The following is a 17,127-nucleotide window of genomic DNA, read 5'->3' on the forward strand; positions in this document are numbered from 1 at the left end:
CCGGGCGAGTACCGGCTGGGCTACTACTACAGCACGGCGAAGGCCGATGACGTCTACGACGACGTCGACGGCCAGCCGCAGGGGCTGACCGGCAACGACTTCAAGTCGCGCGGCAGCAAACATGGCTGGTGGGTGGTGGCGCAGCAGCAGGTCACTTCGCACAACGGCGATGCCTCGCGCGGGTTGAGCCTGTTCGCCAACCTGACGGTCCACGACAAGGCAACCAACGTGGTGGACAACTACCAGCAGCTCGGGGTGGTCTACAAGGGTCCGTTCGACGCGCGGCCGAAGGACGACATCGGCCTGGGCATCGCGCGCATCCACGTCAACGACGATGTGAAGAAGCGCCAGCGCCTGGTGAACCAGGTGAACGGCATCGACGACTACGACAACCCGCTGTACCAGCCGCTGCAGGACACCGAGTACAACGCCGAGCTGTACTACGGGGTGCATGTGACCGACTGGCTGACGGTGCGGCCGAACCTGCAGTACATCAAGCAGCCGGGCGGGGTCGACGAGGTCGACAACGCGCTGGTGGCGGGGATCAAGATCCAGACGGTGTTCTGACCGTCGCGTTGCCTGCTCCGGTGTTGTGCCTGGGCCCGCCCGAGCGTTTCGGGCGGGCCGTTTTTTTCCGGCGACCGCTCTTCCCGGCTGCCTGTTACAAACCGACTACGCTTTTCCTGTGCCGATCATTTGGGGCTTGCGTGCGAAATGTAGTAAAACTACACGGATGCACGCCCGGGCTTTCCGGGAAGGGGAGAGGGTAGGACAATCGGACATGCTTGAGCATCCGCTGCAGCGTTTCTTTCATTCCATGCGGGCCAAGCGACCGTTCGACTGGGTACGCTTCCAACGTCGCGATCTGCTGTTGATCGACCATCCGCTGTGCCAGGCCGTATTCAGTCGGCAAGGGGCGCAGCTCCTGCATTTCCAGCCGCAGGGCGAACGCCCGTTGCTGTGGTGCGCCAGCGAATGGCCGGCCCTCAGCAGTGCGCCGGTGCGCGGCGGCATCCCGGTCTGCTGGCCGTGGTTCGGCAGCCATCCGAACGGCAGCGAATGGCCGCAGCAGGGCTGGGCGCGGCAACGCGAATGGCGCCTGCTGGATGCCTACGCCGACGAAAGCAAGGTGGTGGTGAGCTGGCAACTGGACCTGGAGGACTGGCACGTGCGCCTCGATGCGCGCCTTGGCCAGCGCCTGGAGCTGGAGCTGTGCAGCTACCATGAGGAAGACGACGATTGCCTGTTCAGCTTCGCCCTGCAGCCCTACTGGCGGGTCGGTGCGCTGAGCCGGGTGGTGGTGCACGGCATGGAGCTGGAGTCGGCTCGCGGCCAGCGCGGCGCTTCGCGGATTCCGGGAACCTGGATACCGCGCGGCGCGGTCAAGCAGGTGCTCTACCATCCCGGATCGCTGGTGCTGGAGGACGGCGGCTGGAACCGCCGCTTGCGGATCGACAAGAACGTCAGCGCCGGCAGCGTGATCTGGCACCCCGGCAGCCGCCCGGTGGAGCAGGTCGAGCCGGGCGAAGCGGAACGCTTCCTCTGTATCGGCGCCGCTGGCTACCGCCCGGGCGGGCTGATCCTGGCGCCCGGCGAACGCATGCGCCTGAGTCTCGCCGCCGGCCTGCAATAGGCGGGCGGTCAGTTGTCCTCGTCGAGGGGATAGCGGGTCGGCACCAGGCTTTCCTTGATCCGCCGCAGGTGCGGCTGGAAGTCCACGCCGCGGCGCAGGGTCACTCCGGTGGCCAGTACGTCGAGCACGGTGAGCTGGACGATCCGCGAAGTCATCGGCATGTAGATGTCGGTGTCTTCCGGCAACGGGATGTCCAGGCACAGGGTGCTGGCCCTGGCCAGCGGCGAGCCGGCGGCGGTCAGGCCGAGCACCGAGGCGCCGTTCTCCCGCGCCAGGTGCGCCACCTCCACCAGCTCGCGGGTGCGTCCGGTATAGGAAATCACCACGAACAGGTCGCCGGTATGCGCCACCGAGGCGATCATCCGTTGCATCAGCACGTCGGCCTGGGCGCTCACCGCCAGGTTGAAGCGGAAGAACTTGTGCTGCGCGTCGAGCGCTACCGAGGCCGAGGCGCCGAGACCGAAGAAGTGGATCTGCCGGGCCTGGATCAACAGGTCCACGGCGCGGTCGATGACGCGTGGGTCGAGCAGCTTGTGGGCGCTGTCGAGGGAGGCGATGGTGTTGCTGAAGATCTTCCGCGTATAGGCTTCCGGCCCGTCGTCCTCGGCTACCGCCTGGGTCACGAAGGCAGCGCCGCTGGCCAGGCTCTGGGCCAGCTGGATCTTCAGTTCCGGATAGCCGCTCATGCCGAAGGAGCGACAGAAGCGGTTCACCGTCGGTTCGCTGACCGCTGCCGCCTGGGCCAGGGCGGCGATGCTGAAGCGGGTGGCCTGCTGCGGGTTCTGCAGGATGACCTCGGCGACTTTGCGCTCCGCCTTGTTCAGTTCGTCCAGGCGGCTCTGGATCTGCTCCAGCAGGTTTTTCATCCGGGTTCCTCGTGTTCTGTCGGCCCGGCGGGGAAGGGCCGGCGGCGGCGCCTATCCTAACGTCAGGCCGGCATGCGACCAACAGCGTGGCGGGCTGGGAAAAATATGTTGTTTAATTACTACATATTTGTCTTAATTGCGCAGTGGATGGCTCAATATCACTCAATATTTGGTTGGTAACAACAAATGCCTGATGTCCGCGTTCTGCCTTGCACGTTAGCGCTGTTCGGTGCGCTGGGCGATCTCGCCTTGCGCAAGCTGTTCCCGGCGCTCTACCAACTCGATCGCGAGAACCTGCTGCACCGCGATACCCGCGTCCTGGCCCTGGCCCGTGACGAAGGCGCTCCCGCCGAACACCTGGCGACGCTGGAGCAGCGCCTGCGCCTGGCAGTGCCGGCGAAGGAGTGGGACGACGCGGTCTGGCAGCGTTTCCGCGAACGCCTCGACTACCTGAGCATGGACTTCCTCGACCCGCAGGCCTATGTCGGCTTGCGCGAGGCGGTGGACGACGAACTGCCGCTGGTCGCCTACTTCGCCACGCCGGCCTCGGTGTTCGGCGGCATCTGCGAGAACCTCGCCGCCGCCGGTCTCGCCGAGCGCACCCGGGTGGTGCTGGAGAAGCCCATCGGTCATGACCTGGAGTCGTCCCGCGAGGTCAACGAGGCAGTCGCCCGGTTCTTCCCGGAAAGCCGCATCTACCGGATCGACCATTACCTGGGCAAGGAGACGGTGCAGAACCTGATCGCCCTGCGCTTCGCCAACAGCCTCTTCGAGACCCAGTGGAACCAGAACCACATCTCCCACGTGGAGATCACCGTGGCCGAGAAGGTAGGCATCGAAGGCCGCTGGGGCTACTTCGACCAGGCCGGGCAACTGCGCGACATGGTGCAGAACCACCTGCTGCAACTGCTCTGCCTGATCGCCATGGATCCGCCCAGCGACCTTTCGGCGGACAGCATTCGCGACGAGAAGGTCAAGGTGCTCCGCGCCCTCGAGCCGATTCCCGCCGAACAACTGGCTTCGCGCGTGGTGCGTGGGCAGTACACCGCCGGTTTCAGCGACGGCAAGGCAGTGCCGGGCTACCTGGAGGAGGAACATGCGAATCGCGACAGCGACGCGGAAACCTTCGTCGCCCTGCGCGTGGATATCCGCAACTGGCGCTGGTCGGGCGTGCCGTTCTACCTGCGCACCGGCAAGCGCATGCCGCAGAAGCTGTCGCAGATCGTCATCCACTTCAAGGAGCCGCCGCACTACATCTTCGCTCCCGAGCAGCGTTCGCTGATCAGCAACCGGCTGATCATCCGCCTGCAGCCGGACGAAGGTATCTCCCTGCAAGTGATGACCAAGGACCAGGGCCTGGGCAAGGGCATGCAATTGCGTACCGGCCCGCTGCAACTGAGTTTTTCCGAGACCTACCACGCGGCGCGGATTCCCGATGCCTATGAGCGTCTGCTGCTGGAGGTCACCCAGGGCAACCAGTACCTGTTCGTGCGCAAGGACGAGGTGGAGTTCGCCTGGAAGTGGTGCGACCAGCTGATCGCTGGCTGGGAACGCCTGAGCGAAGCGCCCAAGCCGTATCCGGCGGGGAGTTGGGGGCCGGTGGCCTCGGTGGCCCTGGTGGCCCGCGATGGGAGGAGTTGGTATGGCGATTTCTGAGTTGAAGCTGCCGGCCGGCGTCGGCCTGCAGGTCTGGGGCAGCGCCGCCGAGCAGGCCCGCGGCCTGGCAGCCGAGGTCGCCGGCCGGTTGCGCTCGGCGCTGGCCGAGCAGGGCCAGGCGCTGCTGGTGGTGTCCGGTGGGCGCAGTCCGGTGGCCTTCCTCGAAGCCTTGAGCGAGGAGCCGCTGGACTGGTCGCGGATCACCCTCAGCCTGGCCGACGAGCGCTGGGTGCCGGAGTCCCATGCCGATAGCAACGCCGGCCTGGTTCGCCGCCACCTGCTCCGTGGCGAGGCGGCGAAGGCGCGCTTCATCGGCCTCTACCAGCCGGCGGCGAGCCTGGAGGAAGCGGCCGAGCTGGCCGACCACCACCTGCACGAGCTGCCGTTGCCGATCGACGTGCTGGTCCTCGGCATGGGCGACGACGGCCATACCGCCTCGCTGTTCCCGAACAGCCCTGGCCTGGACCTGGCGATGGATCCCCAGGGCACGCGCCGTTGCCTGCCGATGTGGGCGCCGAGCGTGCCGCACCAGCGCCTGACCCTACCGCGCGCCGTGCTGGCGGCGGCGAAGGTGCAGCTGCTGGCGATCCAGGGCCAGTCCAAGCTGGCCACCCTGAACACCGCGCTGGCGGTCGAGGACGAACGGCGGATGCCGGTTCGCGCCTTCCTCCGCGCGCCGCTGACGATCCATTGGTACCCCTGAGTGGCGGAGCTGTAGCCATGCACAACCTTGAACAGAAGACCGCCCGCATCGACACGCTGTGCCGGGAGGCGCGCATCCTCCCGGTGATCACCATCGACCGCGAGGCGGACATCCTGCCGATGGCCGATGCCCTCGCCGCCGGCGGCCTGACCGCCCTGGAGATCACCCTGCGCACGGCACACGGGCTGACCGCCATCCGTCGCCTCAGCGAGGAGCGCCCGCACCTGCGCATCGGCGCCGGCACCGTGCTCGACCCGCAGACCTTCGCCGCCGCGGAAAAGGCCGGGGCGAGCTTTGTGGTCACCCCGGGATGCACTGACGAGTTGCTGCGCTTCGCCCTGGACAGCGAAGTCCCGCTGTTGCCCGGCGTGGCCAGCGCTTCCGAGATCATGCTCGCCTACCGCCATGGCTACCGCCGCTTCAAGCTGTTTCCCGCCGAGGTCAGCGGCGGCCCGGCGGCGCTGAAGGCGTTCTCGGGACCATTCCCCGATATCCGCTTCTGCCCCACCGGAGGCGTCAGCCTGAACAATCTCGCCGACTACCTGGCGGTACCCAACGTGATGTGCGTCGGCGGCACCTGGATGCTGCCCAAGGCCGTGGTCGACCGCGGCGACTGGGCCCAGGTCGAGCGCCTCAGCCGCGAAGCCCTGGAGCGCTTCGCCGAGCACCGCAGACACTGAGACTGCCTGCCTGGGCATGCCCGGCTTCGGCCGGGTTTTTTTATGCCGTCCGGATTATCCGGGGCATGGAACGGCTAACGTCATCGGCGTTATTCGCCGATGCGCCGGCGTTCCCGCAGATAGTCGCCGAGCCGGCTCTGCAGGTAGGGTACGGCCATGGCATGCGCGAGGTAGGCGTCCACCTCCATCAATCGCCAGTATTGTCCTTCGTCGCCGAAGCGGATGGCCTCGAATTCGCGGTCCTCCAGGCGCGCCACCAGGAAGTAGGCGAAGGGCGCGCTGCCGCTGGTGCTCGGATACTGTCGCTGCCATTCGATACGAGGTTCTTCCAGGCGGATGGAGAACTCTTCCTCGAGTTCGCGCAGGGCGCATTCGGCAGGCGTCTCCAGGCCCTCGCGGCCGCCGCCGGGAAAGTCCCAGTAGCCGGGGAAGGGAATGCCGGGTTTTTCGTCGCGTTTGTAGACGACCAGGTGGTCGCCATAGAACAGCGCCAGCTTGGCGCCGCTGAAGGGAGGGACATCGTGCACCGGGGCCTCCGGGTGGCGGGGTGGGTGAACCCGGCCTAGTCTAGCGGGATTGTCCGGGTTTCCGCCCGGGGACGGTGCTTTGTCCTGACGAAGCGCGTATGATGCGCGCCCTTCGATTCGTTGCCAGCCACACCGGGAGGTGCCCAGATGAACGATACCCCAGAGAATCCACACGTACCGGTCGGGGAAAAATTGCAGAAAGTCCTCGCCCGTCTCGGCGTCGGTTCCCGGCGCGACGTAGAAGTGTGGATCGCCGAAGGCCGGGTCAACGTCAATGGCAGCGTGGCCAGCCTCGGCCAGCGGGTCGACAGCCACGATGCGATCACCGTCGATGGCCACCTGATCCGCCGCGAAGAGGCCGCCGAGAATGTCCGTCGCGTGCTGATCTACAACAAGCCGGAAGGCGAGGTCTGCACCCGTGACGATCCGGAAGGCCGCCCGACCATCTTCGACCGCCTGCCGCGCCTGCGCACCGGTCGCTGGATCAATGTCGGTCGCCTGGACATCAATACCACCGGCCTGCTGCTGTTCACCACCGATGGCGAACTGGCCAACCGCCTGATGCATCCTTCCTATGAGATGGACCGCGAGTACGCGGTACGGGTGCGCGGCGAGGTCACCGAAGAGATGATCGAGCGCCTGCTCAACGGCGTGATGCTCGAGGACGGCCCGGCCAAGTTCAGCGATATCCAGCAGGCGCCGGGCGGCGAAGGCTTCAACCACTGGTACCACTGCGTAGTGATGGAGGGCCGCAACCGCGAGGTGCGCCGGTTGTGGGAATCCCAGGGATTGGTGGTCAGCCGCCTGAAGCGGGTGCGTTTCGGCCCGGTGTTCCTGACCTCCGAGCTGACCATGGGCCGCTACCGCGAAATGGACCAGCGCGAAATCGACATCCTCAGCGAGGAAGTCGGCCTCAAGCCGGTGGCGCTGCCGGGCATGACCACCAAGGCGCGCGAGAAGGCCGAACGCCAGCAGCGCAAGCAGGCCCGTCCGCTGGCGCGCAGCGAGCGTCCGGAAGCCGGGCGCAAGCGTGCGCCAAGGCGCGAGGACGGCGAGAATGCCGCTCGTCGCGCGCCGGCTTCGCGTCCCGCGCGCGGTCCGCAGCCGAGCGCCGAGCGCAAGGGGCGCGAGCAGGGCACTCCGGTTGCCGAGCGGCCCCGCGAGAGCAACCGCAAGCCGCGCCCGAGCAAGCCGCGCGACGAGCGTCCGGCCAGCGCGCCGGGCGACAAGCCGGCGGCCCGCAAGCCGCAGGTCAAGCGGCGGCCGAAACCGGCCGGCGACGGTATGCGTCCGGGCTTCCGCCGCTGAGCGGAAAGCGCCCTGGAAAGGCCCCTTTGGGGGCCTTTTTCATGCCTGGTAATCGGTGTCTAATGGTCGCCCGCACACAAGGAGGTGGTGAAATGCACAGGATCCTGGCTATTGCGCTCTGTGCGCTATGGAGCGTCGCCGGGCTGGCCGAGGATGCGGCGATGCCGGCGCAGAGCTGTGCAAGCCTTGGCGAGGCGACGGCCGGCCCCGAGGACAACTTCCGTCCGCCGCTGGAGGGCGAGGTGATCGACAAGGGGCGCGCCTATTTCCACAGCGCGCCGCGTGCCGACTGTGTCACCGGGGTCTTCGTGATTCCCGGCGACTTCGTCACTGTCTACAAGCCGAGCGGCGAGTGGCTGAACGTCATGTACCTGGCTCGAGACGGCAAGGAAACCAGCGGCTGGCTGCTGGAGAAACGCGTCCGCTTGCGCCAGGCCTATGGCGCCCCGGACGAGCCGGCGCAGCCATAAGCGGCAGGACCTTGGCGGAAACCGTGACTGCGCCGGTGAGAGCCGTCGCCACTGCCGTCGCCTGATGCGCCTGCTCCGCGCTTCGGGGGCGAGTCGGCAAGCCTCAGGCGCAGCGCAGGCGGTTGCGGCCGTCGCGCTTGGCTTCGTAGAGCGCCTCGTCGACCCGTCGCAGCAGGTCGTCGCTGCCTTCGCCGGGTCGCAGGTCGGCGCAACCGAGGCTGATCGACAGCTTCAGCGGTTCGCCGGCGTGCCGGTAGTCCAACTCCTCCACCGCCTGGCGCAGGCGTTCGCCGACCATGCAGGCAGCCTGCAGCGGCGTGCTGGACAGCAGGACGAGGAATTCCTCGCCGCCGAAACGGAACACCATGTCGACATTGCGCAGGTGGTCCTTGATGGTTTCCGCCACGGCCTTGAGGGCTTCGTCGCCGACGGTGTGACCGTAGTGGTCGTTGACCCGCTTGAAGTGGTCGATATCGAGCATCAGCACCGAGAGCGGTTGCAGGTTGCGCCGGGCCAGTTCCAGTTCGCGGCCGAGCGCCTGGTCCATGGCGATGCGGTTGCCGGTGCCGGTCAGGGCGTCGCGCAGGGCGGTCTGGATCGCGGCGCGATAGAGCAGGGCGTTGCGCAGCGGGAACAGCAGGGTGCCGAGCAGGCTCTCCAGTTGCCGTTGTTCGTCTTCGCCGAGGCGCTGGCGGCGACGGAAGATCAGTTCGCCGAGGTAGTCGCTGTCATGGCTCAGGCGATAGCTCACCGAATGCTTGGCGCTGCTGCCGAACTCCAGGCGCAGGTCGGAGCCCGGATGGCGGTAGCCAAGGGCGTCCAGCGGGATCAGTTGGCGGACTTCCTCGAAGAACAGGCCGAGAATCCGCTCCGCCTCCAGGCTGCTCTGCAACTGTAGGGTCAGTTGCTGGCGCAACTCCGTCAGGTTGCTGGCGCGCGGCCCGCTGGCGTTGCCGCCGGGCTGGGGGCCGCGCTTCTGCTTGGCGGCGTCGAAATCGATGGTATTGGACTGCTTGGGAGGAGCCATGCGCGGAACCTCTGGCGCGAAAGACGGCGACAGTAGGGCTAAGGCGAGTTTCGTGCCAGCCAACTGAAGAACGGAGAAATCAGAGGCACAGACAGGTTTTCCTAGGAATGGTTTCCACATTCTGTAGGAATTTCGGAGAGATTTCGACGGAATAATGGCGTTTTGCTGGCGAGTGGCCGAGGCGCTCGTCGGAAAGCTGGCGCTCCGCTAGCGGAGCGCCGCCATGGTTCAACTGAAGGCGTTGATGAACCAGGTGATAGCAGGGATGGCGACGAGATCGATCAGTACCGCGCCGCACAGGGGCACGATGATGAAGGCCTTGTGCGAGAACACCCGATAGTGCTCGCAGACCGCGCCCATGTTGGCCACCGCGTTGGGCGTGGCGCCCAGGCCGTGGCCGAGGAAGCCGGCGCAGAGCACCGCGGCGTCGTAGTTGCGGCCGAGCAGGCGGAACAGCACGAAGATCGTCAGCAGCAACAGCACCGCGACCTGGATGAACAGTACGCCGAGCAGCGGCAGGCCGAGGTTCTCCAGCTCCCAGAACTTCAGGCTCATCATCGCCATGGTCAGGAAGATGCCCAGGCAGACGTCGCCCAGGGTACCGACGGCGTGGTCCGGAATGCGCAGCCAGCCGAGCCGGTCGTCGAGGTTGCGCAGGACGATGGCGATGAACATCGCCCCGACATAACTGGGCAGCACCAGGCCCAGGCGTTCCTGGAGCGCGTCGCCGAGCCAGAAGCCGAGCACCATCACCAGCAGCACGCAGGTCAGCAGGCGCAGCAGGAGATTGCCGTCCAGCGTGGCCGCCGCATGCTGGCGTCGCTCCTGCTGGCCGAGGGCTTCCAGCCGGTTGTCGCTTTCCGCCTGCACCGGCAGGCGGTTGCGTTCGATCAGCCAGCGCGCCACCGGGCTGCCGAGCAGCCCGCCAGCGACCATGCCGAAGGTGGCCGAGGCCAGCGCCACGGTGGTCGCGCCCTGGGCGCCGAGCCCTTCCGCAACCGGGCCGAAGGCCGCCGCCGCGCCGAAACCGCCTTCCAGCGACACCGCGCCGGCCATGATCCCGAGCAGCGGGTCGAGGCCGAGCAGCCCGGCGCTGCCGACGCCGATCAGGTTCTGCAGTATCGCCAGCGCCCAGCAGGCCGACAGGTAGACCAGCAGGGTCTTGCCGCCCTTGCGCAGCAGGCCGAGGCTGCCACCGAGGCCGACGGTGGTGAAGAACGCCACCATCAGGGGTGTCTGCAGGCTGGTGTCGAGGCCGATGTCGAGCCAGCCGCGATCCCTGAGCAGCCAGACCAGGAAGGCGAAGCCGAAGCCGGCGATCACCGGTGACGGTACGCACAGACGTGTCAGCCAGCGGCTGCGCTTCTTCAATTGGCTGCCGAGGGCGAGCAGGAGCAGGGCGAGGGCGGTGGTGGACAGGGCGTCCAGGTGCAATGTCGGCATGGCGGGGCTCTATTGTTGTTGTGTGGGCGAAAGGGTGATCAGTTGACCAGGCTGTCGACCAGGCGCGCGGCGATCCGGGCGGTGCGCTGGTCGCTATCGAGTTGCGGGTTGAGTTCGGCGATGTCGGCCAGGCGCAGCTTGCCGCTGGCCTTGGCGCGGCGGACCAGGTGCTCCACCACCGGCATCTCCACGCCGTGCGCCGAGGGCGCGCTGACGCCGGGCGCCTGGGCGGCCGGGAGCACGTCGAGGCAAACGGTCAGGTAGAGGTGGTCGACGGATTGCAGGAAGCTGTCGAGGAAGGCTTCGCTGCGTTCCAGGTTCCACGGCTGCAACTGACGGTCCAGCAGGTAGCGCACACCCAGGCGCTGGGCCTGGTCGAACAGCGCCGCGGTGTTGCTCAGGCGGCTGATGCCCAGGCAGCAGTAGGCGAACGGCCAGTCGCTGGCCTGGCAGAGTTCGGCGATCTGGCGGAACGGCGTGCCGGAGCTGGCCCGTTCGGCGTGGCGCAGGTCGAAATGCGCGTCGAAATTGAGGATACCGATGCGCGGCAGGCGCTCATGCCGACTCAGGTGGCGGGCGAGGCCGGCGAAGCTGGCGTAGGCGATTTCGTGGCCGCCGCCCAGGCCGACCACCCGGTGGCCGCGCGCGAGCAGGTCGGCGACGCGTTGCGCGTAGCGTTCCTGGGCGGCTTCCAGATCGTCGCCGGCGACGATGTCGCCGGCATCGTAGATCGCTTGCTCGCCGTGCCAGGCCAGGTTGGCCAGCGCGCGACGCAAGGCTGGCGGTCCGTGGCGCGCGCCCTGGCGACCCTGGTTGCGGCGCACGCCTTCGTCGCTGGCGAAACCGAGCAGCACGCTGGCCGCTTCGGCGTCGTCTGCGTAGGGACGCATCCATTGGTGCCAGCGCCGCGCGTCGGCGCCTTCCTGGCTATCGATCCGGCCTTGCCAGAGGCTCATGTCGGGGGCGGGGTACATCGAAACTCCTGTTGGTCAGTCCAGCCGCGCGGAAAGTCGCGCGGCGGCGTCGAGGGTCCATTGCCGCAAGCGTTCGCTGCGCGACTGGGCGCGCAAGGCGGGGGCCATCAGGCTGAGGGCGCCGTGCAGGCGCTGGCGGCTGTCCAGCAGCGGTACGCTGATGCCCCAGACGCCTTCGTCGATCTCGCCCTGGCTGACGGCGTAGCCCTGTTCGCGGATCAGCCGGAGTTCCTGCTCCAGCTTGTCGATACGCTCGGCGGAGAGTTCCTGGGCGAGGTACAGCTCCTCGCGCCGTTCGTCCTCCAGGTGCGCCAGCAGGGCTTTGGCCGAGGCGCCATGCAACAGCGGCTGCGCCAGCCCTTTCTGGTAGCAGCAGCGCAGCGGCTGCGGACTGTCGAACAGTTCCAGGCAGATCGCCTGCTGGTTGCTGGCCACCATCAGCGCCACGCTCTCCTGGCTCAGGTCGGCCAGGCGCTTGAGTTCCGGTTTGGCGAGACCGATCAGCGAGGCCTCGCGATCGAATTTCTTCGCCAGTTGCAGGCAGGCTGGGCCGGGCAGGTAGCGGCCCTGGCCGGCCTGTTCTTCGGCCAGGCCCCAGCGCAACAGGGTCTTCAGGTGCCGGTAGGTGCTGCTCAGCGGCTGCTCCAGGGTCAGCGACAGCTCCTTGGCAGACAGGGCTTCGGGAGCCTGGCCGAGGGCAATGAGGATTTGCAGCAGGCGATCGGTGGGGGAATGCTTCGACATGGGAACTCCTTGACCCACAGGGTGAAGGCGATTTCCCGGAAAATGAAACCACTTTCCCACTCAGTGGGAAAAATATGCAAAAAGAATGGGAAGTTCCGGACGGGAAGAGGGAAGGGAAGGACAGGGCAGCCTCGCCGGGCGGCGAGGCTGCCGGGGAATCACTGGGCGTCGAAGGCCTGGCCGTTGACGCCGGCGCTGTCCGGCCCCATGAGGTACAGGTAGACCGGCATGATCTCCTCGCCGGTGGGGTTGTTCAGCGGGTTTTCCCCAGGGTAGGCGAGGGCGCGCATGCTGGTGCGGGTGGCGCCGGGGTTGACGCTGTTGGCGCGGATCGCGCTGGTACCGTCGAGTTCGTCGGCAAGGGTCTGCATCAGGCCCTCGGTGGCGAACTTCGATACCGAATAGGCGCCCCAGTAGGCGCGGCCCTTCCGGCCCACGCTGCTCGAGGTGAAGATGATCGAGGCGTCGCTGGAGAGCTTCATCAGCGGCAGCATGGCGGTGGTCAGCATGAACATGGCATTGACGTTCACCTGCATCACGCGCATGAAGTTCTCCCCGGAAATCTGCTGCATCGGCGAGCGCGGACCGAGGATCGAAGCGTTGTGCAGCAGGCCGTCGATGCGCCCGAACTCGTTCTCCAGGGTTGCCGCCAGTTCCTCGAACTGGTGCGGCTGGGCGGTCTCCAGGTTGAACGGGATCACGGCGGCCTGCGGATGGCCGGCGGCCTCGATGGCGTCGTAGACCTCGTTCAGGTACTCCTCGGTCTTGCCCAGCAGCAGCACGGTGGCGCCGTGGGCGGCGAAGGTCTTGGCGGCGGCGGCGCCGATGCCGCGGCCGGCGCCGGTGACCAGGATCACGCGGTCTTTCAGCAGGTCGGGGCGGGCGGAGTACTGGAACATGTCGAATCCTTTGAATGCATGACCCGCCTGGCGGCGGGTTGTTGTCTGTCGGTGGCGCTGCGGATCAGCAGTCGCAGAGCGCGCGGTCGAGAACGTCGATGAGTTCGCGCGGGTGGTCGACGATCACGTCGGCGCCCCAGTGCGCGGGGTTGTCTTCGGGGTGGATGTAGCCGTAGCGCACCGCCGCGGTCTTGGTCCCGGCGTCGCGGCCGGACTCGATGTCGCGCAGGTCGTCGCCGATGAACAGCACCCTCGACGGATCGATGCCGAGCTGGCTACAGGCCAGTAGCAGCGGCTCGGGATCGGGCTTGCTGCGGGTCACGTGGTCCGGGCAGACCAGCACCCTGGAACGCTCGGCGTAGCCCAGGCGCTGCATGATCGGTTCGGCGAAGCGCACCGGCTTGTTGGTCACCACGCCCCAGATCAACCCGGCTTTCTCGATCGCCGCAAGCAGTTCGGGGATGCCGTCGTAGGGCCGGCTGAGAACCGCGCAATGCTCCTGGTAGCGGTCGAGGAACTCCTGGCGCAGGGGTTCCAGTTCTGGGCTGTCCAGCGACAGGCCGAAGGCCGCGGCAACCATCGCGCGCGCGCCGCCGGAGACCACGTCGCGCACCCGTTGCTCGTCCACCGGCGGCAGGCCGTGGGCGGCACGCATGGCCTGGGTGATGGCGATGAAGTCCGGCGCCGTGTCGAGCAGGGTGCCATCCATGTCGAACAGTACCGCTTTGAGCCGCATGCGCTTCACGCCTCCCGCTGGGTCTGGACCATGTAGTTGACGTCGACGTCGTTGGCCAGCTTGTAGTGCTTGGTCAGCGGGTTGTAGGTCAGGCCGATGATGTCCTTGACCTCGAGACCGGCCTCGCGCGACCAGGCGCCGAGTTCCGACGGACGGATGAACTTGCGGAAATCGTGGGTCCCGCGCGGCAGCAACTGGAGGATGTACTCCGCGCCGATCACCGCGAACAGGTAGGCCTTGGGATTGCGGTTGATGGTCGAGAGGAAAACCTGTCCGCCCGGCTTGACCAGGCGGTGGCAGGCGCGGATCACCGAGGCCGGGTCCGGCACGTGTTCGAGCATCTCCAGGCAGGTGACCACGTCGAACTGCCCGGGCATTTCCTCGGCCATCTGCTCGGCGGTGATCTGCCGGTAGTCGACGGCGACGCCGGATTCCAGCTGGTGAAGGCGCGCCACCGCGAGCGGCGCTTCGCCCATGTCGATGCCGGTGACGTTGGCGCCGCGCTGGGCCATGGCTTCGCTGAGGATGCCGCCGCCGCAACCGATGTCGAGCACCTTCTTGCCGGCCAGGCCGGCGCGCTCGTCGATCCAGTTGACGCGCAGCGGGTTGATATCGTGGAGCGGCTTGAACTCGCTCTCGCGGTCCCACCAGCGATGGGCCAGTGCCTCGAATTTGGCGATCTCGGCGTGGTCGACGTTGCTCATAATCGTTCCCGTTGAAGAGTGAAGCCTTTGGGGGAAGGGCCGCGGCGGCGGAGTCCAATCCTTCATGTTGCCAGCTTTGGCGGAGGGATGGGGCCGGCGGCGGTTCGCCTTCCTATGTCAGTTTGTCGCAGCGGGCCGGCCCGCCGCAGTTCAGGACCTGTCGCTGGCGGCGATCTTCGCCCCCCATTCGCGGGCCCTGGCGATCAGGCGCTGTTCGTCGTGACGGAGCAGGCGGCCGTCGTCGAGGAGTTGCCTGCCGCCGACCCAGACATGCCGCACGCAGTCGCGGCCGCTGGCATAGATAAGTTGCGAAACCGGGTCGTAGACCGGTTGCTGGGCCAGGCCGGACAGGTCGAAGGCCACCAGGTCGGCGGCCTTGCCGGCTTCCAGGGAGCCGATCAGGCGCTCCAGGCCAAGCGCGCGGGCGCCGTTCAGGGTGGCCATGCGCAGCGCGCGGTGGGCGTCGAGGGCGGTGGCCTGGCCGTACACGGCCTTGGCCAGCAGCGCCGCGGTGCGGGTCTCGCCGAGCAGGTCGAGATCGTTGTTGCTGGCCGCGCCGTCGGTGCCGATGGCCACGTTGACCCCGGCCTGCCAGAGCTTTTCCACCGGGCAGAAGCCGCTGGCCAGCTTGAGGTTGGATTCCGGGCAGTGGATCACCGAGCTGTTGGTTTCCACCAGCATCGCCAGGTCGTCGTCGTCCACCTGGGTCATGTGCACCGCCTGGAAACGCGGGCCGAGCAGGCCGAGGCGGTGCAGACGGGCCAGCGGGCGCTCGCCGTTGCGCTCCATGGCCTGCTCCACCTCGAAGGCGGTCTCGTGGACATGCATCTGGATGCTGGCGTCGAGTTCCTCGGTGAGCACCAGGATCTGCTCCAGCTTGTCGTCGCTCACCGTATAAGGTGCGTGCGGGCCGAAGGCGATGCGGATGCGCGGGTGGTGCTTGAGGTCGTCGAACAGCGCCATGCCCTGGCGGATCGCCTCGGCGCTGTCGCGGGCGCCGGGGATCGGGAAGTCCAGCACCGGGATCGCCACCTGGGCGCGTACCCCGCTGTCATGGACCACGCCGCAGATGGCCTGTGGATAGAAGTACATGTCGGAGAAACAGGTGATGCCGCCCTTTACCTGTTCGGCGATGGCCAGCTCCGTGCCGTCGCGGATGAAATCCTCGCTGACCCATTGGCCTTCGGCCGGCCAGATGTGGTCCTGCAGCCAGGTCATCAGCGGCAGGTCGTCGGCGAGACCGCGGAACAGACTCATTGCCGAATGGCCGTGGGCGTTGACCAGGCCGGGGGCGAGCAGCATGCCGGGCAATTCGCGGATTTCCGTGGCGCCATGGCGCATGGCCTGCTCGCGCGGCGCGACCAGGGCGATCTGACCGTCGCGGATGCCCAGCGCGTGATCGCGCAGCACCACCCCGGCGGGCTCCACGGGGACGATCCAGGTCGGCAGCAGGAGGAGGTCGAAGGGGTTACGGACGTTGGGCATGGCGGCGCATCCTGGGCGCAGAGCGGGAAGCCGGAAGTATACCCGAGCGTCCGCGGCTGGGGCTCGTTATAATCCGCAGCTTTTCCGTGATTCAGCGAGAGGTGTGTGCATGCGAGAGCGACTGCTGGCGGCCGAGCGGGTCAAGGCGATCGAGTGGCGGGACGGTACGCTGCGGTTGCTGGATCAGCGCCTGCTGCCCCAGGAGGAGGTCTGGCTCGAACATGAGTCGGCGGCCGAGGTGGCCAAGGCCATTCGCGATATGGTCGTGCGCGGCGCGCCGGCCATCGGCATCAGCGCCGCCTACGGCATCGTCCTTGGCGCCCGCGCGCGCCTGGCGCAGGGCGGCGACTGGCGCGCCGCGCTGGAGGAGGACTTCCGCCTGCTGGCCGACTCGCGACCCACGGCGGTCAACCTGTTCTGGGCGCTGAACCGCATGCGCGACCGTCTGGAGCGAATGAAAGAGGGCGACCAGCCGCTGGCGGTGCTGGAAGCCGAGGCGATCTCCATCCATGAAAGCGACCGCGAGGCCAACCTGACCATGGCCCAGTTGGGCATGGAGCTGATCCGCAAGCAGCAGGGCAGCCCGCAGAACATCCTCACCCACTGCAATACCGGCGCCCTGGCGACCGGCGGGTTCGGCACCGCGCTGGGGGTGATCCGCGCCGCGCACCTGGAAGGCCTGGTCAATCGCATCTACGCCGACGAAACCCGGCCCTGGCTCCAGGGCTCGCGACTGACCGCCTGGGAGCTGGCCAACGAAGGCATCCCGGTCAGCCTGAACGTGGATTCGGCCGCCGCGCACCTGATGAAGACCGAGAACATCACCTGGGTCATCGTCGGCGCCGACCGCATCACCGCCAATGGCGATGTCGCCAACAAGATCGGCACCTACCAGTTGGCGGTCAACGCCATGCACCACGGCGTGCGCTTCATGGTGGTGGCGCCGAGTTCGACCATCGACATGAACCTGGAGAGCGGCGAGGACATTCCGATCGAAGAGCGCGACGGTCGCGAGCTGCTGGAAATCGGCGGGCGACGGGTGGCGGCCGAGGTCGATGCCTACAATCCGGTATTCGACGTGACCCCGGCGGATCTTATCGATGCCATCGTGACCGAGCGAGGCGTCGTCGAGCGTCCCGACGCCGAGCGCATGGCCGCCCTGATGAGCCGCAAGCGCCTGCATTGAACGAGGCGACTGGAGGTCGTCCCCGCCAGGGCCTTTGCCTTGGGCTGGGGCGTGGGCTGTGGTAAGCTCCGACGGTTATTCGAGCG

17 protein-coding genes and 1 pseudogene are annotated in these 17,127 nt (G+C 67.3%); 8 read left to right on the forward strand and 10 right to left on the reverse strand.

All coding sequences use genetic code 11. The annotated features are described in order from the left end of the window. Positions 1–567 (forward strand): annotated as a pseudogene (oprB, locus tag AC4OR5_RS26465) (carbohydrate porin OprB); the annotation flags it as partial. Positions 568–781: 214 nt separating this feature from the next. After that, positions 782–1,633 (forward strand): D-hexose-6-phosphate mutarotase, encoded by an 852-nt coding sequence (locus AC4OR5_RS26470; protein WP_003112064.1) that lies wholly within the window; start codon positions 782–784, stop codon positions 1,631–1,633. 8 nt (positions 1,634–1,641) lie between these two features. Here AC4OR5_RS26470 and AC4OR5_RS26475 read toward each other — a convergent pair whose 3' ends face one another. After that, positions 1,642–2,499, reverse strand: coding sequence for a MurR/RpiR family transcriptional regulator (locus AC4OR5_RS26475; protein ID WP_003091466.1), 858 nt, complete (start codon positions 2,497–2,499; stop codon positions 1,642–1,644). Between the two features lie 186 nt (positions 2,500–2,685). Between AC4OR5_RS26475 and zwf the strand changes: the two genes are divergently transcribed. From zwf to AC4OR5_RS26490, 3 genes are read left to right on the forward strand one after another with little or no spacing between them, the layout of a single operon-like run. After that, positions 2,686–4,155: a glucose-6-phosphate dehydrogenase gene (gene zwf, locus AC4OR5_RS26480; protein ID WP_003091465.1), complete on the forward strand. Its 1,470-nt coding sequence runs from the start codon at positions 2,686–2,688 to the stop codon at positions 4,153–4,155. Further along, on the forward strand, positions 4,142–4,858 hold the full coding sequence (gene pgl / locus AC4OR5_RS26485; protein ID WP_003130495.1) for a 6-phosphogluconolactonase: 717 nt from the start codon (positions 4,142–4,144) through the stop codon (positions 4,856–4,858). Before zwf ends, pgl begins: the two co-directional genes overlap by 14 nt. Before the next feature lie 17 nt (positions 4,859–4,875). After that, a complete protein-coding gene (locus AC4OR5_RS26490) occupies positions 4,876–5,538 on the forward strand; it encodes a bifunctional 4-hydroxy-2-oxoglutarate aldolase/2-dehydro-3-deoxy-phosphogluconate aldolase (RefSeq protein WP_003138452.1) in 663 nt (220 codons plus the stop codon). A gap of 89 nt (positions 5,539–5,627) precedes the next feature. Here AC4OR5_RS26490 and AC4OR5_RS26495 read toward each other — a convergent pair whose 3' ends face one another. Beyond that, positions 5,628–6,065 (reverse strand): NUDIX hydrolase, encoded by a 438-nt coding sequence (locus AC4OR5_RS26495; protein ID WP_003107683.1) that lies wholly within the window; start codon positions 6,063–6,065, stop codon positions 5,628–5,630. 147 nt (positions 6,066–6,212) lie between these two features. Between AC4OR5_RS26495 and rluB the strand changes: the two genes are divergently transcribed. Next, a complete protein-coding gene (gene rluB / locus AC4OR5_RS26500; protein WP_031638952.1) occupies positions 6,213–7,373 on the forward strand; it encodes a 23S rRNA pseudouridine(2605) synthase RluB in 1,161 nt (386 codons plus the stop codon). 92 nt (positions 7,374–7,465) lie between these two features. Further along, the gene (locus AC4OR5_RS26505) at positions 7,466–7,843 is read left to right on the forward strand and encodes a hypothetical protein (protein WP_009313747.1); all 378 of its coding nucleotides are present in this window, start codon (positions 7,466–7,468) and stop codon (positions 7,841–7,843) included. 103 nt (positions 7,844–7,946) lie between these two features. Here the strand turns inward: AC4OR5_RS26505 and AC4OR5_RS26510 are convergent, their stop codons facing one another. From AC4OR5_RS26510 to AC4OR5_RS26545, 8 genes are all read right to left on the reverse strand, one after another. Then, positions 7,947–8,870 (reverse strand): GGDEF domain-containing protein, encoded by a 924-nt coding sequence (locus AC4OR5_RS26510; RefSeq protein WP_003091460.1) that lies wholly within the window; start codon positions 8,868–8,870, stop codon positions 7,947–7,949. A 228-nt stretch (positions 8,871–9,098) separates the two neighbouring features. Further along, a complete protein-coding gene (gene gltS / locus AC4OR5_RS26515) occupies positions 9,099–10,313 on the reverse strand; it encodes a sodium/glutamate symporter (RefSeq protein ID WP_003091456.1) in 1,215 nt (404 codons plus the stop codon). Between the two features lie 38 nt (positions 10,314–10,351). Next, positions 10,352–11,287, reverse strand: a complete 936-nt coding sequence (gene hutG / locus AC4OR5_RS26520) for a formimidoylglutamase (RefSeq protein WP_003091455.1) — start codon at positions 11,285–11,287, stop codon at positions 10,352–10,354. A 15-nt stretch (positions 11,288–11,302) separates the two neighbouring features. Continuing rightward, positions 11,303–12,031, reverse strand: coding sequence for an IclR family transcriptional regulator (locus AC4OR5_RS26525; RefSeq protein ID WP_003091454.1), 729 nt, complete (start codon positions 12,029–12,031; stop codon positions 11,303–11,305). Positions 12,032–12,189: 158 nt separating this feature from the next. Then, positions 12,190–12,930, reverse strand: coding sequence for a YciK family oxidoreductase (locus tag AC4OR5_RS26530; RefSeq protein WP_003091453.1), 741 nt, complete (start codon positions 12,928–12,930; stop codon positions 12,190–12,192). 64 nt (positions 12,931–12,994) lie between these two features. After that, a complete protein-coding gene (mupP, locus tag AC4OR5_RS26535; protein ID WP_003119716.1) occupies positions 12,995–13,675 on the reverse strand; it encodes an N-acetylmuramic acid 6-phosphate phosphatase MupP in 681 nt (226 codons plus the stop codon). Continuing rightward, positions 13,672–14,370: a bifunctional 2-polyprenyl-6-hydroxyphenol methylase/3-demethylubiquinol 3-O-methyltransferase UbiG gene (gene ubiG / locus AC4OR5_RS26540; RefSeq protein ID WP_003091451.1), complete on the reverse strand. Its 699-nt coding sequence runs from the start codon at positions 14,368–14,370 to the stop codon at positions 13,672–13,674. The genes mupP and ubiG overlap by 4 nt, the downstream gene beginning before the upstream one ends. Before the next feature lie 150 nt (positions 14,371–14,520). After that, positions 14,521–15,855 (reverse strand): TRZ/ATZ family hydrolase, encoded by a 1,335-nt coding sequence (locus tag AC4OR5_RS26545; RefSeq protein WP_003091450.1) that lies wholly within the window; start codon positions 15,853–15,855, stop codon positions 14,521–14,523. 109 nt (positions 15,856–15,964) lie between these two features. Between AC4OR5_RS26545 and mtnA the strand changes: the two genes are divergently transcribed. Continuing rightward, a complete protein-coding gene (gene mtnA / locus AC4OR5_RS26550) occupies positions 15,965–17,041 on the forward strand; it encodes an S-methyl-5-thioribose-1-phosphate isomerase (RefSeq protein ID WP_003091449.1) in 1,077 nt (358 codons plus the stop codon). The last annotated feature ends 86 nt before the right edge of the window (positions 17,042–17,127 follow it).

The organism is Pseudomonas sp. YA1 (genome assembly GCF_058680555.1).